The following is a 22,164-nucleotide window of genomic DNA, read 5'->3' as shown; positions in this document are numbered from 1 at the left end:
ACTAAACGGTTTAGTTTAGTCTAACTCATCAATTCATTTTAGGCAAAAAGTTATAGATCACCACGAAGACGCGAAGAGCACGAAGATTGAAAAGCATCGTAAGTCAGATTCTTGCCTAGCGTGGCATAAGTCTGTTGATGTGCAGCAGAAAGCGACGGATCAATCATGTAGCCGGTGCAAATGCTTAAAAGCTTCGTGCTCTTCGCGTCTTTGTGGTGAGTTTTTTAATATCCGCATCAACAAACAAATGATTTCAGAACCTATCGACCCCAAGCGCCAAGCCATTATAGACGGCGCAACCCGCATGTTCCTGGCGCACGGCTACCGCAATACCAGCATGGAAAAAATCGCCCAGTCCGCACCGGTTTCCAAAGCGACGCTGTACAACCATTTCGACAGCAAAAGCGCGCTGCTTGCGGCGGTCATTGCCGAGCGCTGCACGTTGTTGCTGCAAACCATGAACCATGCAACGATTGACTCGGATGACGTCGCCAGCAACCTGACCCAAATCGCGACTTCCGCAGTGGATTTGATCTATGCGGAAGACTCATTGGCGATTTACCGGCTAATCATTGCCGAAAGCCCGGATTTTCCGGAACTGGGCCGGTTGTTTTACCAGAGCGGGCCGCAACCGGTATTAGCGCAATTGGAAGCTTACTTTCGCCGCCTGGATGCCGAGGGCCGCTGCAATATTGCCGATCCGGTATTCGCGGCCGACGTATTTTTCAGCATGCTGAAAGGCGACCTGCATTTGCGTTGCCTGTTAACGAAAGCCGTACGGCCGTCTGCCGAACAGAAAAATCGTCTGATCGAGCAAGTCATTGCTTTTTACATGCGGGGAATGATCGATGCGTAATCGTACTAATCATTTAATCGCCGCACTGCTGTTCTGCACGGCTACAAACGTTTGCGCGGAAACACTGGAAGACGCCTGGAACAGCGCGCTCAATAACAACCATCAGATCAAATCGGCAAAAGCCGACACCAGCGCGTCAGAACAGCAATTACAATCGGCGCAAGGGCAACGCCTGCCCGATTTGAACGTCAGCAGCGGCTATACCCAATACAGCGAAACGCCGGCCGCGAAAACGCAAATCGCCGGCCAGACCGCGCAATTCAGCACCGCCCAGGCCGGCAGCGTCAAAGCCCAGGCGATTGCGTCGGTACCGATTTTTACCAGCGGCCGCATCAGTCACAATATCAATGCCGCTGAAGCATCGCTACAGGCCGTGCAGTCCAACGAAATGACGTCGGTATTAAATATCAAAATGCAGGTGGCGGAAGCCTACATCGCGGTATTGCGTATCGAAAGCTTATTGCAGGTTGCCCTTAGCCATGTCGGCACGTTAGAGCAGCACATGAAGGATGTGAATAGCCTGTTCGAGCAAGGCATGGTTGCGCGCAATGACGTACTGGCGGCCAATGTTGAATTGGCTAACGCCCAACAGCGGGTCACGCTGACCAATAACCAACTGGATATTGCCAAGGCGCGCTATAACCAGTTGCTGGACCGGAATCTTGCCGATGAGGTTAAGCTGGCTCATCAAGTTCCCGAAACCCCACCAGGAGCGTTGGACGAGCTAAGCAGCAATGCATTAAAACAGCGCCCGGAGCTGGTCACGTTGGCACAGCAAATCGAATCGCTAGGCCAACAAGCGCAGAGCGTAAAAGCCGGTTTGCTGCCGCAGGTCGCGGTCAACGGCGGCTACCAATACCAGGAAAACCGCTACCAGGCTTTTGAAGGGATGTGGATGGCTAACGTCGGCATGGACTGGAAACTGTTTGACGGCAGTTCCGGTCATCGTAGCGATGCGCTAACCCGGCAAGCAATGGCGTTAAAAGAACAACGGGACGATTTATCGAGCATGATCGCGTTGCAGGTACGCCAAGCCTGGCTGGATATTCAAGAAACGCAAAAGCGCATTGCCGTCACCCAGCAAGCGATAGCGCAAGCCGACGAGAATTTAAAAGTGACCATGGACCGCTACCAACAGGGCTTGTCTACCAATACCGACGTGCTTAAAGCCGAGGATTTGCGGACCACTACGCATGATAACTTCAATAATGCCAGTTACGATGGCGCATTAGCCGCACTGCATTTACGCCGTGCCGTAGGTGTTTTGTAAAGGCTTGTCCAGCACCGGCACGGCCGCCAGCAATTTTTTTGTATACGCCTGCTTGGGCTGCGTCAACACTTCCGCCGCACTGCCCTGCTCGATAATCTTGCCCTTATACATTACCGCGACGTCATCGGCGATTTCGCCAACAACCGCAAGATCGTGAGTAATAAACAAATAGCTGACGCCTTTTTCCCGCTGCAAGGCTTTCAGCAATTCGATAATCTGCGCCTGCACCGATACATCCAGCGCGCTGGTCGGCTCGTCGCAGACAATCAATTTAGGATCGACCGCCAATGCACGGGCGATGCAGATGCGCTGGCGCTGGCCGCCGGAAAACTCATGCGGATAGCGCAACGCCGAATCTTCCGGCAAGCCGACTTGCTGTAACAGTTCCCGCACCCTGGTTTTGCGCTGTTCGGCTCGGATGTTCGGGTGCAATGCTTTAATACCTTCGGCGATGATGTCGCCGACCAACATGCGCGGATTCATCGACGAAAACGGGTCCTGGAACACGATCTGGATATTCGCACGCTGTTGCCGTAATGCTTCGCCGCTTAACGCATTCAATTCAATGCCGTTGATCACAACGCGCCCACTGCCGGGTATCAGTCCTAACAAACTCTTGCCCAACGTAGTTTTGCCGCAACCGGACTCGCCGACCAAGGCCAGCGTTTTGCCTTGCTGTATAGTAAAGCTGACGCCATCGACGGCCCGCACGTAATCGACAATCCGCTTAAAGATGCCTTTTCGTATCGGGTAATGGCAGTAAAAATCGCTGACTTGCAACAGCGGCGGCTTGTCATCGGCGGCACGGTTGGCGCAACTGCTCATCGACGGCAATGCGCCCAATAACTTTTGCGTGTAAGGATGCTGCGGATTAGCGAAAAACTCGGCCGTAGCGCCGGTTTCGACAATTTTGCCCTGCTGCATGACCGCTACCCGGTCTGCGATGCTGGACACCAGCGCCAAGTCATGGCTGATCAGCCATAACGCCATGCCGGTTTTTTGCTGGATAGTTTTCAGCAATGACAGGATTTGCGCCTGAATCGTCACGTCCAGCGATGTGGTTGGTTCGTCGGCAATCAGCAAGTCAGGCTGACCCGCCAGAGCTATCGCGATCATCACCCGCTGGCGCTGGCCGCCGGACAACTGGTGCGGGTAATCTTTAACGCGTTGTTCGGGGGCCGGTATTTCGACTTGCCGTAACAGTTCCAGCGCCCGTTGTTTCAGTTCGGGCTTAGACAAATTGAAATGCAGCTTGACGACCTCTTCAATCTGGCTGCCTATCGTCATGACCGGATTCAGCGAGGACATCGGGTCCTGGAAAATCAAACCGATACGCCGGCCGCGAATTTTGCAAAGCTCAAACTCGGAATGCTTCAGCAGGTTTTCACCATGCAGCTTGATGGCATCGGCATTAATCCGGGCATTATTCGGCAGCAGTCTGAGCACCGACAATGCGGTCATCGATTTACCGGACCCCGACTCGCCGACCAGCGCAAACGTTTCGCCGGCATGAATGTCAAAACTGATACCGTCAACCACCGTCTGGCGGTGATTGAACGTAACGCGAAGCTGTTCGACAGCCAATACCGGGTTATTCATTGCCGCTCCGTCTCGGATCGAACGCATCTTGCACCACATCGGCAAACAAATTGGCCGCCAGCACCAGCGCGAACATAAACACAAAAGCGGCCGCCAGCGACCACCAAACCACAGGATCGCGCGCCATCTCCAGCCGCGCACCGTTAATCATATTGCCCCAGCTATGCGTGGTCGGGTCGACGCCGATGTTGATATACGACAGCACCGCTTCAGCCAGCACCAATGAGCTGAAATCCAATACGACGGAAATCAATACGATATGCATCACGTTAGGCAGGATATGGCGCATCAGGATCGTTCCCTGTTTGACGCCCAAGGCCTGCGCCGCCTGCACGTATTCCATCTCCCTGAGTTTTAGCGTTTCGGCCCGGAGCAAGCGGCACAAACCGGTCCAACTGGTCACGCCCAGGATCATGCATAAAAACAATAAGCGCATATCGGCCCTGGCGATCACGCTGGTAAACGCGGATTCATGATTGGCCATATACACTTGCACCATCAAAATCGAGGCCGCGATCAGCAACACGCCGGGAATCGAGTTCAGCGTCGTGTAAACGTACTGGATCACGTCGTCGACCCAGCCGCGAAAATAACCGGCCAAGATGCCGAAGATAATCGCCATCGGCAGCATGATTAATGTCGTCAACGTGCCGATGACCAGGCCGGTGCGTATGCTTTTTATCGTCTGGTAAAACACGTCCTCGCCGACTTTGTCGGTGCCGAACACGTGGTAATAACCGGATAGATAAATTAACGCATAGCTCAACGAGACGATGACCAGCACGACGGCCAACACGGCCTTTAATGTCGCATTGCGCATCAGGCGCTGGAACTTCGACGGATATAAAAGCCAAACCATAAACAGGAAAAAACCGATCAGGCTGGCGCCTTGAAATAATCCGTACACTGCTTTTTGTAAAATGTCGGGGATTTTTTCGGTCTCGGGATTAGCTAAATGTTTGCCGCCGAACTCCAGCCTCGGATAATCCCATTGCATTGTTCCGTCTGCCTGAGTCATCATTTCCTTGCTATACAGCTTGGTTGCAAAAGGCGCGGAGTAGGTTTTCTCGCCATGCTCCCGTAACGGCGCAGCCCAAACATCCAATAAACTGACAATCTCGTTATTTTTTCTAAAATGCAGAGAGTCGAGCAAACCGACCGCCAAAAAAAACAGCAGCACCACCAGCGAGACCATGCCGATTTTGCTGCGCCCAATTTGCCGCAACGGGCGTTGAACGTGTTCCTTGCCGCGCAGGTACAATCCCAATGCCAGTATCACGGCCATCAGTAAGTAGATTAGTGCATCTGTCCATAATACGGCCATTACGCTAACCTCACGCGCGGATCGACCAATGTATAGGAAATATCGGTCAGCAACAGCCCGATCACGTATAGCACCGAACCGAGGAAAACCATTGCCCGGACAATCGCGAAATCCTGGCTGTTGATCGCATCGATGGTATAGCTGCCCAAGCCGGGAATACTGAAAAACGATTCCATGATCAGGCTGCCCATGAACAGCAGCGGCAACACCACGACGACTCCGGTCAAAATCGGGATCATCGCATTCGGCAACACGTGCCGGAATAGAGCTTGAGTTTCGCTTAAGCCCTTGGCTCTGGCGGTACGGACATAATCTTTTTCGACTTCTTCTAAAAATAAGGTCCGGTACCAACGAACGCCGGAACCGATACCCGAAAATACGCCGATCAGCACCGGCAAGATCAGGAACTTAACCGCTGCGAAACCGCCGTCGTATCCCGAAATAGGCACCAGTCTTAATAACTTACCGATCAAAAACTGCCCGCCGATGATATAAAACAGCGACGAAATCGACATCAAAATCACGCACGACACGATACCTCCATGTTCCAGGTAAGAATTGCGGAACAGTACCATCATCAATGCAAAACAGATGTTCACGAACAAGCCGGCCAGCAAAGTCGGCAGCGCCACGGCCAGACTGGGCCAGGCACGTTCTTTAATATCGGCGCCGATGTTCCTGCCGCTATCGGATACGCCAAAGCGGAACAAGAACAAGCCGACCGATTTTTGGTAAAAAATCGTTTCGGTAATTTTTTTCTCGGCCGGCTCATCGCTATTCCAAAGCAACGGCATATCGTAGCCGTGCTGGTGCTTCCAGTTTGCAATGGCTTGCTCGGTGACGTGTTTTTGTCCCAGTTGCATCCTCGCCATATCGTCCGGACTGTTAACGACGAAAAACAACACGAAAGTTAAAATATTAACGCCCATCAGTAAGGGCAAGCTATATAAAAGTCGCCGGATAATATATTGGGTCATTGAATGGTTTCCTTGCTACGTCGGCGATAGGCGTTAATCGCCGGGATTAACATTGCGATAAATACCACAATGCCCAACACTAAAGGCCAAAACACCGGTTGATTCCATTGCTGCCTTTTTTCGTTCCTGAGCGCCGAATCCAACCGGGTATATTTAAGTTGGTTATTTGCCATCAGGTTCGGTTTCAGGTTTTTATACCAGCCGTGGAACAGCGAAAAGTTCTTAGGATGAAAGCCGAAAATCCACGGCGCGTCACGGCGCACTATTTCCTGCATCTGCTGGATAATCCGGTAGCGTTGCTCGCCGTCATCCATGTTGCGCATTTGCTCGAATAAGCGGTCGAACTCAGGATTCCGGTAATTTGAGGCATTTTCGCCGCCGTATTGCACCTTGGCATTAGGGCCGTACAATAGGAAAAAGAAGTTCTCGGGATCGGGATAATCGGCATTCCAACCCCAGAAAAATAGCTGGGCGTTGCCGGTGCGCATCTTTTCCTGGAAACGATTGTAATCGGTCGAGCGGATTACCAGTTTGATGCCCAGTTTCTCGAATTGCTTGCGATACCAGTTCATTCTGGGGCGGTCGTCAACGCTAGTGGCAGTGGTGTCGAAGTACAGAATCAGCGCCTCTTTGGTTTTCGGATCGATGCCGTTGGCATAACCGGCTTCGACCATCAATTGCCGCGCGGCTTCGATTTTTTTGCGTTGCGCCTTCTCGGCTTGCCACTCGTAAACATACGGGTTGATCCCTTCTTTACCTTCGGCAAATCCGTAGATGCCGGGCGGCAAAGCGCCTTGTGCCGCAACACCGCGTCCGTTCATGAAGATGGAGATAAACTCTTCATAATCGACCGCGATAGAAATCGCCTGACGCAACTTCCGAGCCTGCTCGGAAGCACCGCCAACGGTCGCGTCCAGCATGTTAAAACCCATATAAAAATTGGAGGTCGTTACCGACGTTTGCAGTTGGATGCCTTTTTCCAGCAAGGACGGCGTCAGCGCGACGCCGCCGCTACCGGTGAATTGTACAGCCTGATCGAAGCTGTCCGAGGCGATGCCCGACGCGTCGTAATAGCCCTGCAGGAACTTGGTCCAATAGGGAATGGTTTCTTTTTCCAGCATGAAAACCACTTTGTCGATAAACGGCAGCGGTTTTCCGGCATCGGCCAGCAGGCCTTTTTGCCTGTCTTCCGGCTCGCCTTCGCTCGGATAAGTTTCATGATTGAATAACGGATTTTTAGTCAGGATCATGCGCCTGTTCGGGTTATTCTCCGCCAGCAAATAAGGCCCGGTACCGATCGGGAACCAGTCCAGCGTGATGTTTTTGTCTGCAAGTCCCGGCTGGTCATAAAACACATCCGCTTCCCACGGCATCGGCGAAAAGAACGGCATGGCCAGCCAATAGATAAACTGCGGATATTTGCCTTTAATGCGGATACGGTATCGATAGCGGCTTAGTGATGTCGCACTATCCATCGCCAAATCCTTAATTGCGGTCTTGGGTTTATCTTTGACCTGTTTCGAAAAATCGTCAAAACCGACAATATAGTTCTTCATGATTTCAGCAATCGGCGACTGGATTTTGGGATGCGCCAGACGCTTGATTTGGTAAACATAGTCTTCGGCAGTAAGTTCGCGCGAGCCGGTGGCTTTAAAATCGTTCAGCGATGTAGCTGAGCCAATTTGTGCCTCATTCAACTGGTGATATTGATACTCACCTTGGGCATTTTGAGCCAGCGCAGGATGCGGCTGGTAGCGAATGCCCGGCTGGATTTCAATCACATAATCTGTAAATGCGATATCGCCGGCATTTACACCCTGACCTAGCTTTTCACCTTTCCGGTCCAGATAAATTACTTCCGGCATATGGGTAGCGGTTAGCGGCACCACTTGGTAAGGTCTTTTCAAGTAATGGTATTGAAACGGAGGCTCGTAAATCTGCGAGATAAAGGCATATTCATCGGAACTGTAAGCGACAGCGGGATCCATATGCTTGGGACGTCCTGAAAATGATTCATACAAAACAGCTTGTTTGCCCTCGTCTTCAGTATAAGGATTGTTCAGTTGTGCCGATGCCGGTGCCGTGCATAACGGCGAGACAGCTAGAAATATCGCCAGCCATATCGGAATTAACGTATGCGTTTTATAGGTTTGCATCATCATAGACAAAAGACTGGACATCAATAAAAGGGTCATAGATACTTGAAGCTCTATTGTAACAACAAAAACATTGGGAGATGATAATGGGTTTTATGCAGGGCAAACGCGTCTTGATCGTGGGTTTAGCCAGTAACCGTTCAATTGCATGGGGTATTGCCCAAGCGATGCACCGCGAAGGAGCTGAATTAGCTTTTACCTTTCAGAATGATAAGCTGCAAAGTCGCGTCGAGGAAATGGCTGAACAATGCAATTCCAACATTACTATTGAATGCGATGTCAGCAGCGACGAACATATCGACAACGTATTTAAAAAACTGGGTGAACACTGGGACGGTTTGGACTGCATCGTACATTCCGTGGCTTTTGCTCCACGCGACGCGCTGGATGGCGATTACGTCAATGCGACAACCAGAGAAAACTTCCAGATTGCCCACGACATCAGCTCCTACAGCTTTACCGCACTGGCAAAAGCCGGACGTTCGATGATGCAAGGGCGTAACGGTTCATTATTAACGCTGAGTTATTTAGGTGCCGACCGGGCTATTCCTAACTATAACGTGATGGGCGTCGCTAAAGCCAGCCTGGAAGCCAATGTCCGCTATATGGCGGCAGCCTTGGGCGCTGAAGGAACCCGGGTCAATGCTATTTCCGCAGGCCCGATCAGGACTTTAGCCGCATCCGGCATCAATAACTTTAAAGCGATGCTCAGCAAGGCAGCCGATACTGCGCCTTTAAGAAGAAACGTCACCATTGAAGAAGTCGGTAATGTCGCGGCATTTATGTGTTCGGACCTGGCTTCGGGTGTTACCGGCGAAGTCACGTTTGTCGATTGCGGCTATAACATTGCCGGTTTAGCTGCGTCTTAATACAAAAAATACCGGCACAAAAAAGGGAGCTTAAAAGCTCCCTTTTTTATTTCTACTTCAGCGGTTTTACTTAGGCTGTCTGACCGACACGTCGGCTTCTGCCTCTAAGCTGTTTATCAATGCATTGAATTCAGCCTGACCGAAAGCTCTGGCAATATTCTTGGTCGCCAGTTCCATCTGCTTTTTGTCATTTTCAGTCATTGCACCTTCCGTTACCTTCGACAAACTTACAACCACTTGTTCACCTGCCGGTAATTCGGCAATAAAGACAGTCGGTTTACCGCCAACAGGTTTGGCGGCCTTAAAAATAGCCTGGGCCAGTGGCAACGGCACGTCTTCTTTAGTGCGCGTTAACCCAGCCACTGTTTTTACTGGCAGTTTGTATTCAGCAGCAACAGTTTGAATGGCTTCTCCTACCTGCAATCTGGCCTTAATTTTTTTGGCGGTATCAATAGCTTGTTGCTTGGCCTTATCCGTCAATAAGGTGCTGGCTATCTCCTGTTTTACATCTTTTAATTCTTTCGCTGCTGCCGGCTTATGCTCCTGCATTCTTAATACAACCAAGCGATCGGTTCCCAGCTCAATAGGCGTACTATTATTGCCCTGCAGAACTTCTTCAGTGAAGGCTGTATTACGCACCTTTTCATCGGCAGCAATGCTTTCACCTTTATCTCTGGTAAACGTCTCCGATTTCTTAATGGTAATGCCCAAAGCATCCGCCACTGTTTTCAGATTATCAGGGTGTTCATAGCTCATTTCAGTTAAAGTTTCGCCCGCTTGATAAAAGGCATTTTCTGCCTGAGCTTTTTGATAAGCCTTGGTGACTTCATTTTTAACTGCGTCGAACGGTTTAACTTCACCCGGTGCCAGCTCTGTTACTTTAATCAAATGATAACCAAACGCCGATTTAACCGGATTTGAAACCTCACCTAATTTCAAAGAGCTTGCCGCGTCTTCAAATGACTTCTCCATGACGCCCACATTAAAAAGACCTAAATCGCCGCCTGTTTTAGCGGTTAACTTATCGTCGGAGACTTCCGCCGCTAAAGCGGAAAAATCTTTATTCGCCAGTTCCTGTTTTGCTTTTAGGGCTTTTTCCAACGCGGTTTTTTCGTCGGTTTTATCGTTGATTGCGAATAGGATATGGCTGATTTTTCTCCGCTCAGGAGTGGTAAATTGATCTTTTTGCTCTTCATAGAAAGTCTTCAACTTATCATCGGTTACTGCTATTGTTTTTGCTATGTCTTCAAGCGATAGCTCTACGTACTCTACAGAAACTTGCTCGGGCGTTTGATAAGCATCCTGATGTTGCTGATAGTAGGTTGTTATTTCTTCTTCTGAGGGCTGCTCTGCCGGCTTTTGCAACGCAACATTAACGTAATCTACATTGCGTTGTTGGTTTTGAATCTTGAAAAAACTCTCGACATCATATTTCGTCGCGAAACTGCTATCTATGATGCTGCGCTGAAACTGCTCCATGATCAGTGCATTTTTAATCCTGCTTACAAATTCGTTAGAAGACATTTTTTGGGAGTTGAGCATTGTCTTATAACGTTTTTCATCAAACTTACCGTCAACTTGAAAATAAGTTAAGGATTTTATGAACTCACGGGCGCTATCATCAGTTGTAACCAAGCCTTTAGCGTGTACATACTGAAGTAAAACTTCATCTTTTATTAGCTTTTGCAGTGCTTGAGCTTTCAAACTTTGTTCATCTATGGTCATTCCTTGAAGATTCTGGGCGTATTGCTCATAAGCTCTGTTAACATCGCGCTGAAAAAAATCTTTATCGCCAACGGAAGCGACAGGAGCTTCTTCGCCGGTATCCAGATAATTCTGAATACCCCATAAAGCGAAAGGCACACAAATTATTATCAAAATACCCCATGCAAAAGCACCTTGTGCTTTTTCTCTAATCTTTGTCAGCATAGTTCTGTCCTAAGGAAACAACTTAAATTTTAATCAAAAAAAAAGCCCCGAACCAATCGATCCGGAGCTTTTTGATTTTTTGGCGGAGTGGACGGGGCTCGAACCCGCGACCACCGGCGTGACAGGCCGGTATTCTAACCAACTGAACTACCACTCCAAAGTCTGGTGGGTGCTGAGGGGTTCGAACCCCCGACCCTCGCCTTGTAAGGGCGATGCTCTCCCGGCTGAGCTAAGCACCCGACTAAAGAAATACTAGTTTACAGCATCTTTTAAAGATTTGCCAGCTTTAAATGAAGGAATTTTTGCTGCTTTAATAACAATCTCTGCCCCAGTTTGCGGATTACGTCCTTTACGCTCAGCTCTTTCTTTTACTGCATAGGTTCCAAATCCAACTAAAGCGACAGAATCACCAGCGCTCAATGCTTTTGTAACTGCTGCGATAAAGCCATCCAATGCACGACCGGCGTCCACTTTTGTTAATTCAGCAGACTCTGCTATAGCATCAATAAGTTCCGATTTATTCATTATTCCCCCTTAGGAAGTTATTTTTAAAGTTATATTCTTGAAGATCTGCGTGATGATTCCCATGCCTAATCCTCAGTAGCACAAAAACGCTAGCCTTTATAGCAACTGCACTCACGCAGTGTCAAGCACTAACCACCCTGCAAGCCCTGATTTTTGCGGTTTTGCCAACTTAACCGACAAAACCGCAAACGCAATTAATGTGCGGTTGGGCTCTGTTTTATCACTTTAATTGCTTCGGCCTCGGTTTTTCCCTGCTCTTCTATTTTTTCGAAAGGAATCGGCATATGCTGCAAAGCAATCTCCAATACTTCATCTATCCAATGAACCGGTTTTATTTCCAGGTTTTGTTTGATGTTTTCCGGTATCTCAGCCAGATCCTTTTCATTTTCTGCAGGAATTACAACTGTTGTTATTCCTCCACGATGAGCGGCCAGAAGCTTTTCCTTTAAACCGCCGATAGGCAATACTTCGCCGCGCAAAGTAATCTCTCCTGTCATAGCGACAGAAGCTCGAACCGGTATTTTAGTCAAAGCCGAGATAATGGCGGTACACATCCCTATACCGGCACTTGGCCCATCTTTTGGCGTTGCTCCCTCTGGAACATGAATGTGAATGTCATTCTTCTGGAACAATTCATTATCAATGCCCAAAATTCCGGACCGGCTCCTGACGACAGTCATCGCCGCTTCAATCGACTCCTTCATAACATCGCCGAGTTTACCGGTTGACGATTGCTTGCCTTTTCCGGGAATTACTGCCGTCTCAATAGTTAACAGCTCGCCTCCGACTTCAGTCCAAGCCAAACCGGTAACCTGCCCAATCTGATCTTTCTCTTCCGCAAGACCATAATGGAAACGCTTAACGCCCAGATATTTATCCAAGTTTGCAGGATTAACTACAACCTTAACTTGATCCGTTTTCAATAACAAATCTTTAACCACTTTGCGGCAAATTTTCGATATTTCCCGCTCAAGACTTCGAACTCCGGCCTCTCGAGAATAATACCGAATTATGTCTCTAACAGCCTCTTCGGTAATATGAATCTCCTGCTCTTTAAGGCCGTTATTTTTGACTTGTTTGGGAATCAAATAGCGGATTGCAATATTGATTTTTTCATCTTCTGTATAACCCGCGATACGTATGACTTCCATTCTGTCCAACAATGCAGGAGGAATATTCATGGTGTTCGCTGTCGCCACAAACATCACATCGGATAAATCAAAATCCACCTCCAGATAATGATCCGAAAAAGTATGGTTCTGCTCGGGATCCAGCACTTCCAGTAAAGCCGACGCAGGATCTCCTCGAAAATCCGCAGCCATTTTGTCGATTTCATCAAGTAAAAACATTGGGTTACGCGTTTTGATCTTAGACAAATTCTGTAAAATTTTACCAGGCATAGATCCGATATAAGTTCGACGATGGCCTCGAATTTCAGCCTCATCACGCACACCGCCCAAAGCCATACGTACATATTTACGGTTGGTTGCCCTGGCAATCGATTCACCCAAAGAAGTTTTTCCTACACCCGGAGGACCGACCAAGCATAGAATTGGCCCTTTGAGCTGCCTAACCCGCTGCTGAACAGCAAGATATTCAAGAATACGCTCTTTAACCTTATCCAAACCATAATGTTCAGCTTCCAAAACCTGCTCTGCAAGCTTTAAATCATGCCGAACCTTGGTCTTTTTCTTCCACGGTACATTGACCATCCAATCAATATAATTGCGCACCACGGTTGCTTCGGCCGACATAGGCGACATCTGTTTAAGCTTACTAAGCTCAGCATCGGCTTTCGCTTTAGCTTCTTTGGTCATGCCTGCACTTTCTATTTTCTTTGTCAATTCTTCAATTTCATTGGGCACATCATCCATATCGCCCAATTCTTTTTGAATCGCCTTCATCTGTTCATTCAGATAGTATTCCCTTTGATTTTTCTCCATTTGCTGCTTAACACGCACACGAATTCTCTTCTCCATCTCTAAAAGGTCAACCTCTCCTTCCATCAAGGTCATTAAGCCTTCAAGGCGCTTTTCTATATCGGCTGTTTCTAAAATGGTCTGCTTTTCATTGACTTTTAAAGTCATATGGGCCGCCATGGTATCGGCAAGCCGGCTTGGATCATCAATACCTGACAGCGAATTCAAAACCTCGGGAGGAATCTTATTATTCAGCTTAACGTATTGATCGAATGAACTAATAACCGTGCGTTGCAATACATCCTGTTCTTGCTCGGTTAATTTCAAAACATCAAAAATCTCCGTCACCATTGCGGAAAAATATTTCTCTGTCTCTTTATAGTGCAATACTTTACTGCGTTGAATGCCTTCAACCAACACCTTGACCGTGCCATCAGGCAATTTCAACATCTGCAGGATGTTAGCCAGAGTACCAACCTCATAAAGATCAGTAATATCCGGCTCATCAATTTCCGCTTCCTTTTGCGCGACCAACAGAATCTGTTTATTGTCTTTCATCGCAGCATCCAAAGCATCAATCGACCTTTCCCGACCGACAAACAAGGGGATAACCATGTGTGGGTAAACCACTACATCTCTGAGCGGTAATACCGGAATCAGTGTATTTATTTGTTGTAAATCTGTCATTTTGTGCGTTTCCATAAACGGAATAATCTATCTATTTCTTAAAAAGAAGATTATTGGGGCGTTAATTAAAATAGCAAGGATACCTGCTCAAGATAGTACCTCCAGCACAAAAAAAGGGAGCTTTAAATTAAAAAGCTCCCTTTTTTATCATCCAACCGTATGTTTTAAAATTTAAGATTCAGCAAAAGCTTTTTTCTTTTCGGTCTCATACACCAGAATAGGTTCTGACTCACCCAAGATAACACTACCGTCAACGACCACCTTGCAAATATTATCTGCAGACGGCAATTCATACATAGTGTTTAACAGAACATTTTCAACAATTGTTCTTAGACCTCTTGCTCCGGTTTTTCTTTCCATAGCTTTACGGGCAATCGCTACCAATGAATCTTCCCGGAACTCAAGTTCCGCTCCTTCCATCTCAAACAAATGCTTATATTGTTTGACCAGCGCATTTTTAGGTTCTGTCAATATTTGAACCAAAGCATTTTCATCCAGCTCTTCTAATGTAGCAACAACCGGAAGGCGGCCGACAAATTCAGGAATTAATCCATATTTGATCAAATCCTCAGCCTCGACTTCAGCAAATAGCTGACCGATGTTTTTTGATTCATCTTTGGTTTTTATATCGGCAGAAAAACCGATTCCACCTTTCTCCGAACGGTCTTTGATAACCCGATCCAAGCCTGCAAAAGCGCCTCCAACGATAAACAGGATATTAGCCGTATTAACTTGCAAAAACTCCTGCTGAGGATGTTTGCGCCCGCCTTGAGGCGGAACCGAGGCGATGGTTCCTTCAATCAGTTTCAATAAAGCCTGCTGAACCCCTTCCCCCGAAACATCCCGTGTAATTGACGGATTATCGGATTTCCTGGAAATCTTATCGATCTCATCAATATAGACAATACCGGTCTCAGCCTTCTCTACATCATAATCACATTTCTGCAGAATCTTCTGGATGATATTCTCTACATCCTCTCCGACATAGCCAGCCTCTGTCAGCGTAGTTGCATCAGCAATAGTAAAAGGTACATCCAATAAGCGCGCCAATGTCTCAGCCAGCAAGGTTTTTCCTGAACCGGTAGGTCCGATCAATAAAATATTGCTCTTGGCTAATTCAACCGTATCTTTTTTGGACTTGCTGCGCAGACGTTTATAGTGATTATAAACCGCAACAGCCAAAATCTTTTTCGCATTTTCCTGGCCGATAACATAGCTATCAAGCTCTTCTTTTATCTCTTTCGGCTTGGGCAATTCACCACCGAAAGAAGAAGAGTCATCCTGTAACTCATCTTTAATAATATCGTTACAAAGATCTACACACTCATCACAGACATAAACTGATGGCCCAGCAATAAGCTTTCTGACCTCATGCTGACTTTTGCCACAAAAAGAACAATAAAGTAGTTTATCGTCATCTTTGCTGTTTTTGTCATTACTCATAAATTGGACTCCCCCAAACATCCAAAGATGATGTTTTTACTTTCGATTGAGCAAAGAATATATCGAAATACAAAAAAATACCAACCGTTATTTATTAGCAACAGTTGTTCGACTCGACAACACTTGATCAATTAGACCGTAACTAACAGCGTCATTTGCGCTTAAAAAATTGTCTCTGTCTGTGTCTTGCTGAACCTTTTCTATCGGCTGACCGGTATGATCGGAAAGAATTTTATTTAGTTTTTCCCTTATGGACAGAATTTCTCTGGCATGAATATCAATATCGGAAGCCTGCCCTTGAAAACCGCCCAAAGGCTGATGAATCATCATTCTTGAATGGGGTAAACAATAACGCTTGCCTTTGGCGCCGCCAGTTAGAAGCAACGCCCCCATACTGGCTGCTTGGCCGATGCACATAGTACTGACATCGGGCTTAATAAACTGCATAGTGTCATAGATTGACATACCTGCCGTCACTGAACCACCCGGCGAATTGATATATAAATGGATGTCTTTATCAGGATTTTCCGATTCCAGAAAGAGCAATTGAGCAACAACCAGATTGGCCATGTAATCTTCAACTTGCCCCACTAAAAAGATGACCCGCTCCTTTAATAATCTGGAATAAATATCGAAAGAACGCTCACCGCGAGCAGTTTGTTCAATAACGATAGGCACCAAACCGCCTGCTGCTTCCGGCGCCATCATTTGATTTCTTATGTACTGGTTATACATTTAAACCCCTTGTTACCCTTGCTTATTCATAGCATCGCTAAAACTTACAGTCTCGTCAGACACTTTGGCCCGCTCGACCAGCCACTCAATGGTTTGATTTTCCAAAACCATCTGTTTTACATCGTTTAACCGAGTCTTATCGGAATAATACCACTCAACAACGTCGCTGGGACGCTCGTAGCTTTTCGCCATGTCTTCAATAGTAGAACGCACTTTGTTATCGTCCACTTTAATTTCGTTTTTATGAATAATCTCGCTTAAGATCAATCCCAAAGCCACGCGGCGCTTTGCCTGCTCTTCAAATGCATCTCTAGGCAGCTTTAAGTCTTCCAGCTTCATTTTCTGTCTTTTGGCTGTCTCGATGTACGGTTTCATCATACTTTCAATTTCCAAGTCAACTAATGCATTCGGAACAGTAATCTGAATTTTTTCATATAGCGCATTCATCACTGAGTTTTTCAACTTGTTGCGTAATGCCTGTTCCAGCTCACTTTCAAGATTGCTGCGAATATCTTCGCGGAAAGTATCCGTCGAGCCTTCAATACCGTATGCCTTAATAAAAGCCTCATCGATTTCCGGCAGAGTAGATTCTTCAACACTAGTCATTTCAACATCAAACTTAGCCGCTTTGCCGGCTAATTTCTCATTGCCGTATTCTTCAGGAAAAGATACTTCAAAGCTTTTACTGTCGCCTGCTTTAAGACCGATTAGGTTGTCTTCAAAGCCTGGAATCATTTGTTTTGCGCCGATTTCAACCTTATAATTTTCTACTTTTCCATCCGTAAAATTCTCGCCCTCGGATTCGCCTGAAAAACTAATCGTCACTCGATCCTGTTCTTGGGATGCACGTTCAACAACTGCCCATGTTTTCTTTTGCGCTCTTAGTTTTTCAATCATGTCGTCGACGTCAACATCTTGAACCACGGCGACAGGCCGCGACACTTCAAGTTTCTCAACGCCTTCCAATGATATTTCAGGATAGACCTCAAACTCAGCGGTATATTTGAAGCCTTCGCCTTCATCGGATGGATGAATGTGGGGATAACCGGCAGGTCTTAAATCGTTTTCCTCCAGCGCTTTATAATAAGTGGTTTCAACCAGATCCCCCGCTATTTCGCCGCGAACCCGATCTCCATACATTTTCTTAATGACATGCTGTGGCACTTTACCCGGACGAAAGCCATCAATTTTAACTTCGCGCGCTAACGACTTTAAACGTGCCGCCATTTTTTCCTGAACAACTTCTTCAGGCACGCTAACAGTCATTTTTCGGCTTAATTCTGATGTCTTTTCGACAGAAACTTGCATTTCTTTACCTCAACTAAAATTTAAATAAGAATTTCTATAGAATACCGGTAAACGGCTCAAAAGAACTGAAGAGTTAATGATCATCGCTAACTCTTAATTATGAATGGGACTGCGTGAACGGAAGGATTCGAAATCACACCCATTAACACTAAATAACGATTTACAGACCCTTTATTGTTTAGTGAAGAGACGATTAATACCCTCTCAATATTCCATTATATTCCTACCCGATTACTCAGGCAATAGCACTGCTAAAATAACCTTGTTATTTACCGGCTTTTCATCCCTGAAAATATTGCGCGGCATGGCATTCAGACACAGTTATTCTTCATTTAAACGAATAAGACAAAGCTTAAAAAATCGCTTCTTGCCAATCCGGCAAGTAACCCGCTCCGTTGCACGATGCAAGCCTGCCATCTATATCACCCGAGTATTTGATACGCACCATCAGCAAAAGACCTGCTCATCCATATCGGAAATACGCTTACCCGCCCATAGCTATTATTGCCTTTATACAATGCCTATTAGATTCCGGACAACTTAAGAGATTGTTTTAATTCAACATCATCAAAACAATCCTATTACAGTTAAATTAACTTTCCATTAAATTCCCCGGTTTTCCTAGTATTTGCACTTATATTCTTTCTCATCGTTTCTATTTAGAATAAATCAAACGTTGTCGTTTTTCATATGATATTCAAAGAGTAACACTTAAGTTCAAACAGGACGCCAAGGAATTTACATGTGTGGAATTAGCGGTATCGCAGCGCTCTCGATGCAAACCAAAATTAATGAAACGGACGTGTACAGCATGCTGCCCTCCCTGCACCACCGTGGACCGGACGGAAGAGGCGTCTACATTGATCCCAACCAGCGGGTCGGCTTGGGTCACACCCGGCTCAGCATCATCGACCTTACCGGTGGCGTTCAGCCGATGCATAACGAGGACCGGACCGTATGGATCACTTTCAACGGCGAGATATTTAATTATATAGAGCTGCGCCAAACCCTGATTAAAAAGGGGCACTACTTTTATACGCACAGCGATACCGAAGTCATTGTCCATGCCTATGAACAATACGGCGACGCTTTTGTGCAACACTTGAACGGCCAATTTGCCATCGCTCTTTGGGATAGCCGCCGCCAACGATTATTGTTAGTGCGGGATCGAGTCGGTATTCTGCCGTTTTTCTACACACGCCAAGGCGATCGGCTATTATTTGCTTCGGAAATCAAAGCGCTCTTACCCCAACTATCGGAAGCACCGCGCATATCCGCAGCCGCGTTAGACCAAATATTCACATTCTGGGCGCCTCGCAGCCCTAATACCCTCTTTGAAGATATTTTTGAAGTGTCGCCAGGGCACATGCTGGTATTGGAAAACGGTAGTTTGCATGAATCCGTTTATTGGGATTGGCGCTTTCCCGAACAAAGCGACTATCACGAAGGTTCGGACGCCGACCTGGCCGAGCAGTTGTATGAATTATTAGCCGATGCAACATCCATTCGTTTGCGCGCCGATGTCCCGGTTGGCGCCTACCTTTCAGGAGGACTCGACTCCTCTGCGCTGGTAGCATTAATCCGCCGCCACTCGGATGCGCCGCTGAAGACCTTCTCTATCGGATTTGAAGATCAGTCGCTTGACGAATCAGCTTTCCAGAAACAAATGATCGAACACCTTGGCGTGGAAAACAGCCGAATATCCTGTCAAAACAACGACATTGCCGATAACTTCCCGGACACAATTTTCCATGCCGAAACCGCGATCTTACGCACGGCTCCGACGCCTATGCGGCAACTGTCCGGCTTGGTGCGCGCCTCGGGTTATAAAGTCGTTCTTACCGGAGAAGGGGCTGACGAAACATTGGGAGGTTACGATCTATTCAAGGAAGCCAAAATCCGCCAATTCTGGGCCCGTCATCCTCAATCCGAATGGCGGCCGTTACTGCTCAAAGCGCTATATCCTTATCTGGAAACCTCCGGCTCCCAGGCTAAAACTTACTTGAACAATTACTACAGCATCGGTCTGGAAACGCCCAATCAACCGGGATTCAGCCATCTTACCCGGTGGTTCACTACGTCCCAGTGCAAAATCTTTTTCTCGCCGGAACTCAACGCCAAATTACGGGAAAATGCCGCCGACCGGCTAAGCGAGCAGTTGCCGGCCGCTTTCGGCAACTGGCATTCATTCAACCGGGCGCAATATCTGGAAGCAAAGACGCTGATGGGCAGTTATTTATTATGCTCCCAGGGCGACCGTATGCTGATGGCCAATTCGGTAGAAGGACGTTTTCCGTTCCTGGATCATCGTGTTATTGAGTTCGCCAATCGCCTGAACCCGCGCCTGAAGATGCGCGTACTGAACGAAAAATATCTATTCAAACAAGCCATGAAAAGCCATTTGCCCCGGCAAATTCTTCAGCGTCACAAACAACCGTATCGTGCGCCTGATATTCCTGCCTTCTTTTCCAGCCATCCTCCAGCCTATGTGAATGATCTGCTAAGCGAAGAAAAGCTCAAACGCTATGGTTATTTCGATGCCCAAAAAGTCGGTTTTCTGCTTAAAAAAGCCAGCCGCGGCAACTCAATTGCCTACAAAGACAACATGGCTTTGGTAGGCGTCCTTTCTACACAGTTGTGCCATTATTTTTTTATTGAACAATTTTCTCAATCTGTCCGCAAAACGGACAACTCTTACTCTTCTTAATTTAACGCTAACTTAGAGCCATACCTATGAAAAAGACTATTAGACAATATATTTTGGAAAGTTTCCTTTTCACCGAAGACGAATCGGCTTTACAGGATAACGATTCCTTCCTTGACACAGGCATTATAGATTCTACCGGCGTTCTGGAAATAATACTTTTCATTGAAGAAACCTTTGGCATCAAGGTCAATGACAACGAAATGCTCCCGGCTAATCTCGACTCCGTAGATAACCTGACTAATTTCGTGCAGCTTAAGCAAGCCCAAGCTGTTGCTGCCTAAGAAAAGGCAAGCGCTATGTCTCGACTATTGCAAGACAGCTTGCTCACTACCGCAGCATGCCATCCGGATGATACAGCGCTGATTGCAGGCGATGTACGCGCCAGCTATCGCGAAGTGATGGATTATGCGTGCCGCTTGGCTCATGCCTTGCGCTCGCGCGGTGTCAGCCGTGGCGACCGTGTCGCCATTTTCATGGACAACACCTGGCAATGTGCGTTGTCAATCTATGGCGTACTATTAGCCGGCGGCGTGTTCGTCATCGTTAATGCTCAAACCAAACAAGATAAACTGGCCTTCATCCTGCGCGACTCGGGTAGCCAAGCACTGCTTAGCGAAGCGAATCTCTCACGCGTATTCGCTCCGCTGATCGAGCAACTGCCGGCAGTCAAAATACTGTCGACTGCCACCTCCAAAACATTACCGGCCGGCGTTGAAAATATCGACGAGATATTGGCCGACATGCCTGCCGCACTGCCGCCGCAATCGGCCATCACCTTGGACCTGGCCGCGCTGATCTACACCTCCGGCAGCACCGGCGAACCTAAAGGCGTGATGCATACCCATCAATCCATGCTGTTTGCTTTAAAAAGCCTGGTTGAATACCTGCGTTTGGAAAAGACCGACCGGTTATTATGCGTACTACCGTTAGCCTTCGATTATGGTTTATATCAATGGCTGATGGCGGTCTACACCGGCGCTACTTTAGTGCTTGAGCGTTCATTCACTTATCCGGCCCAAGTGCTCAGCGTCGTAGAGACTGAAGGTGTTACCGTTTTTCCCGGCGTGCCGACTATTTTTGCAATGCTGTTAGCCGCCCATGAGCGCCAAGCGCTGAGCTTCCCGAAAGTACGGCGTGTTACCAATACGGCTGCCTCATTGCCGGCCAACTTTAATACCCGGCTGCGGGAAGTTTTTCCCAATGCCGACATCTATCGCATGTACGGCCTGACCGAATGTAAACGCGTGAGCTACTTGCCTCCGGAGCAAATCGAGCAAAAACCGGAGTCCGTAGGTATCGCTATCCCCGGCACGGAAGTCATGGTATTGGACGATGCCGGCCAACCGGTCAAACCTGGCGAAGTAGGCACACTTTACGTCCGTGGTCCTCACGTGATGCTCGGTTACTGGAACCAGCCGGAAAAAACCGCTCACATGCTTAAACCAGGCGCTCTTCCGGGCGAACTCATGCTCTGCACTCACGATTTATTCAGTGTTGACGAAGATGGCTACCTCTACTTCGTCGGCCGCACTGACGACATTATCAAAAGTCGCGGCGAAAAGATTAGCCCGCTGGAAATTGAAGCCGTTCTCTACGCTATCCCCGGCATTCGCGAAGCCGTCGTGCTCGGCATTCCGGATATTTTGCTAGGGCAGGCCGTGATGGCCTTTGTCAGCGTAATGGAAAACAGCACTCTGACCGAAGGCCGGATCAAGAAATTGTGCTGCGATAAACTGGAAAGTTTCATGGTGCCCAAGTATGTGACGATTCTGCCTGAACTGCCCAGAAGCGCGAACAACAAAACCGACAAAAAGGCGCTCGCCGCCATGCTCTAAACGCTACTAATTAAGGAATAAAGGA

Annotated in this window: 16 protein-coding genes and 2 tRNA genes; 6 read left to right on the top strand and 12 right to left on the bottom strand. The window is 47.5% G+C overall.

Features of this window, described 5'->3' with window-relative positions; all coding sequences use genetic code 11:
• Nucleotides 1-247 precede the first annotated feature (247 nt).
• Both EKO24_RS15580 and EKO24_RS15575 read left to right on the top strand, forming a co-directional pair.
• Nucleotides 248-856 carry a TetR/AcrR family transcriptional regulator gene (locus EKO24_RS15580; RefSeq protein WP_127028381.1) on the top strand — a complete coding sequence of 203 codons (609 nt, stop codon included), beginning with the start codon at nucleotides 248-250 and terminating at the stop codon, nucleotides 854-856.
• Nucleotides 849-2,126, top strand: a complete 1,278-nt coding sequence (locus tag EKO24_RS15575; RefSeq protein WP_127028382.1) for a TolC family protein — start codon at nucleotides 849-851, stop codon at nucleotides 2,124-2,126. Before EKO24_RS15580 ends, EKO24_RS15575 begins: the two co-directional genes overlap by 8 nt.
• Here the strand turns inward: EKO24_RS15575 and EKO24_RS15570 are convergent.
• The 4 genes from EKO24_RS15570 to EKO24_RS15555 are packed head-to-tail and all read right to left on the bottom strand — an operon-like array spanning nucleotide 2,100 to nucleotide 7,891.
• On the bottom strand, nucleotides 2,100-3,725 hold the full coding sequence (locus EKO24_RS15570; RefSeq protein WP_127028383.1) for an ABC transporter ATP-binding protein: 1,626 nt from the start codon (nucleotides 3,723-3,725) through the stop codon (nucleotides 2,100-2,102). The two genes, EKO24_RS15575 and EKO24_RS15570, sit on opposite strands and share 27 nt — an antisense overlap.
• Entirely contained in the window at nucleotides 3,718-5,049 is a 1,332-nt protein-coding gene (locus EKO24_RS15565) for an ABC transporter permease (protein ID WP_127028384.1), read from the bottom strand. The genes EKO24_RS15570 and EKO24_RS15565 overlap by 8 nt, the downstream gene beginning before the upstream one ends.
• A complete protein-coding gene (locus EKO24_RS15560; protein ID WP_127028385.1) occupies nucleotides 5,049-6,026 on the bottom strand; it encodes an ABC transporter permease in 978 nt (325 codons plus the stop codon). Before EKO24_RS15560 ends, EKO24_RS15565 begins: the two co-directional genes overlap by 1 nt.
• Nucleotides 6,023-7,891 (bottom strand): ABC transporter substrate-binding protein, encoded by a 1,869-nt coding sequence (locus EKO24_RS15555; RefSeq protein ID WP_421743943.1) that lies wholly within the window; start codon nucleotides 7,889-7,891, stop codon nucleotides 6,023-6,025. Before EKO24_RS15555 ends, EKO24_RS15560 begins: the two co-directional genes overlap by 4 nt.
• Nucleotides 7,892-8,268: 377 nt before the next feature.
• Here EKO24_RS15555 and EKO24_RS15550 point away from each other — a divergent pair, with 377 nt between their 5' ends.
• Nucleotides 8,269-9,051, top strand: a complete 783-nt coding sequence (locus EKO24_RS15550; RefSeq protein WP_127028387.1) for an enoyl-ACP reductase FabI — start codon at nucleotides 8,269-8,271, stop codon at nucleotides 9,049-9,051.
• A gap of 66 nt (nucleotides 9,052-9,117) precedes the next feature.
• On the opposite strand, the gene EKO24_RS15545 is transcribed toward EKO24_RS15550, so the two are convergent.
• From EKO24_RS15545 to tig, 8 genes are all read right to left on the bottom strand, one after another.
• Entirely contained in the window at nucleotides 9,118-10,980 is a 1,863-nt protein-coding gene (locus EKO24_RS15545; protein WP_127028388.1) for a SurA N-terminal domain-containing protein, read from the bottom strand.
• Between the two features lie 80 nt (nucleotides 10,981-11,060).
• Nucleotides 11,061-11,137: transfer RNA gene (locus tag EKO24_RS15540), tRNA-Asp, on the bottom strand.
• Between the two features lie 6 nt (nucleotides 11,138-11,143).
• Nucleotides 11,144-11,219, bottom strand: a tRNA-Val gene (locus tag EKO24_RS15535).
• A gap of 13 nt (nucleotides 11,220-11,232) precedes the next feature.
• On the bottom strand, nucleotides 11,233-11,505 hold the full coding sequence (locus EKO24_RS15530) for an HU family DNA-binding protein (RefSeq protein ID WP_127028389.1): 273 nt from the start codon (nucleotides 11,503-11,505) through the stop codon (nucleotides 11,233-11,235).
• Between the two features lie 194 nt (nucleotides 11,506-11,699).
• Nucleotides 11,700-14,126 carry an endopeptidase La gene (gene lon, locus EKO24_RS15525; RefSeq protein WP_127028390.1) on the bottom strand — a complete coding sequence of 809 codons (2,427 nt, stop codon included), beginning with the start codon at nucleotides 14,124-14,126 and terminating at the stop codon, nucleotides 11,700-11,702.
• A 156-nt stretch (nucleotides 14,127-14,282) separates the two neighbouring features.
• Entirely contained in the window at nucleotides 14,283-15,554 is a 1,272-nt protein-coding gene (clpX, locus tag EKO24_RS15520) for an ATP-dependent Clp protease ATP-binding subunit ClpX (protein ID WP_127028391.1), read from the bottom strand.
• Nucleotides 15,555-15,641: 87 nt separating this feature from the next.
• The gene (gene clpP, locus EKO24_RS15515; RefSeq protein ID WP_127028413.1) at nucleotides 15,642-16,259 is read right to left on the bottom strand and encodes an ATP-dependent Clp endopeptidase proteolytic subunit ClpP; all 618 of its coding nucleotides are present in this window, start codon (nucleotides 16,257-16,259) and stop codon (nucleotides 15,642-15,644) included.
• Between the two features lie 42 nt (nucleotides 16,260-16,301).
• Nucleotides 16,302-17,597, bottom strand: a complete 1,296-nt coding sequence (tig, locus tag EKO24_RS15510) for a trigger factor (protein WP_127028392.1) — start codon at nucleotides 17,595-17,597, stop codon at nucleotides 16,302-16,304.
• Nucleotides 17,598-18,339: 742 nt separating this feature from the next.
• Between tig and asnB the strand changes: the two genes are divergently transcribed.
• The 3 genes from asnB to EKO24_RS15495 are packed head-to-tail and all read left to right on the top strand — an operon-like array spanning nucleotide 18,340 to nucleotide 22,139.
• Entirely contained in the window at nucleotides 18,340-20,304 is a 1,965-nt protein-coding gene (gene asnB / locus EKO24_RS15505) for an asparagine synthase (glutamine-hydrolyzing) (protein WP_127028393.1), read from the top strand.
• Between the two features lie 26 nt (nucleotides 20,305-20,330).
• Nucleotides 20,331-20,585, top strand: coding sequence for an acyl carrier protein (locus EKO24_RS15500; RefSeq protein WP_127028394.1), 255 nt, complete (start codon nucleotides 20,331-20,333; stop codon nucleotides 20,583-20,585).
• A gap of 15 nt (nucleotides 20,586-20,600) precedes the next feature.
• Nucleotides 20,601-22,139: a class I adenylate-forming enzyme family protein gene (locus EKO24_RS15495; protein ID WP_127028395.1), complete on the top strand. Its 1,539-nt coding sequence runs from the start codon at nucleotides 20,601-20,603 to the stop codon at nucleotides 22,137-22,139.
• The last annotated feature ends 25 nt before the right edge of the window (nucleotides 22,140-22,164 follow it).

Source organism: Candidatus Methylobacter oryzae (assembly GCF_003994235.2).
GTDB classification, from domain to species: domain Bacteria; phylum Pseudomonadota; class Gammaproteobacteria; order Methylococcales; family Methylomonadaceae; genus Methylobacter_A; species Methylobacter_A oryzae.
The sequence above is the reverse complement of the archived record's forward strand: the minus strand, read 5'-3'. Positions and strand labels throughout refer to the sequence as shown.

Coding starts and splice junctions, on each gene's coding strand:
- EKO24_RS15500 (WP_127028394.1), top strand. CDS start 20,331: ATGAAAAAGACTATTAGACAATATATTTTGGAAAGTTTCCTTTTCACC.
- EKO24_RS15565 (WP_127028384.1), bottom strand. CDS start 5,049: ATGGCCGTATTATGGACAGATGCACTAATCTACTTACTGATGGCCGTG.
- asnB (WP_127028393.1), top strand. CDS start 18,340: ATGTGTGGAATTAGCGGTATCGCAGCGCTCTCGATGCAAACCAAAATT.
- clpP (WP_127028413.1), bottom strand. CDS start 16,259: ATGGCGCCGGAAGCAGCAGGCGGTTTGGTGCCTATCGTTATTGAACAA.
- EKO24_RS15555 (WP_421743943.1), bottom strand. CDS start 7,891: ATGCCGGAAGTAATTTATCTGGACCGGAAAGGTGAAAAGCTAGGTCAG.
- tig (WP_127028392.1), bottom strand. CDS start 17,597: ATGCAAGTTTCTGTCGAAAAGACATCAGAATTAAGCCGAAAAATGACT.
- clpX (WP_127028391.1), bottom strand. CDS start 15,554: ATGAGTAATGACAAAAACAGCAAAGATGACGATAAACTACTTTATTGT.
- EKO24_RS15575 (WP_127028382.1), top strand. CDS start 849: ATGCGTAATCGTACTAATCATTTAATCGCCGCACTGCTGTTCTGCACG.
- EKO24_RS15580 (WP_127028381.1), top strand. CDS start 248: ATGATTTCAGAACCTATCGACCCCAAGCGCCAAGCCATTATAGACGGC.
- EKO24_RS15545 (WP_127028388.1), bottom strand. CDS start 10,980: ATGCTGACAAAGATTAGAGAAAAAGCACAAGGTGCTTTTGCATGGGGT.
- EKO24_RS15560 (WP_127028385.1), bottom strand. CDS start 6,026: ATGACCCAATATATTATCCGGCGACTTTTATATAGCTTGCCCTTACTG.
- EKO24_RS15570 (WP_127028383.1), bottom strand. CDS start 3,725: ATGAATAACCCGGTATTGGCTGTCGAACAGCTTCGCGTTACGTTCAAT.
- EKO24_RS15495 (WP_127028395.1), top strand. CDS start 20,601: ATGTCTCGACTATTGCAAGACAGCTTGCTCACTACCGCAGCATGCCAT.
- EKO24_RS15550 (WP_127028387.1), top strand. CDS start 8,269: ATGGGTTTTATGCAGGGCAAACGCGTCTTGATCGTGGGTTTAGCCAGT.
- EKO24_RS15530 (WP_127028389.1), bottom strand. CDS start 11,505: ATGAATAAATCGGAACTTATTGATGCTATAGCAGAGTCTGCTGAATTA.
- lon (WP_127028390.1), bottom strand. CDS start 14,126: ATGGAAACGCACAAAATGACAGATTTACAACAAATAAATACACTGATT.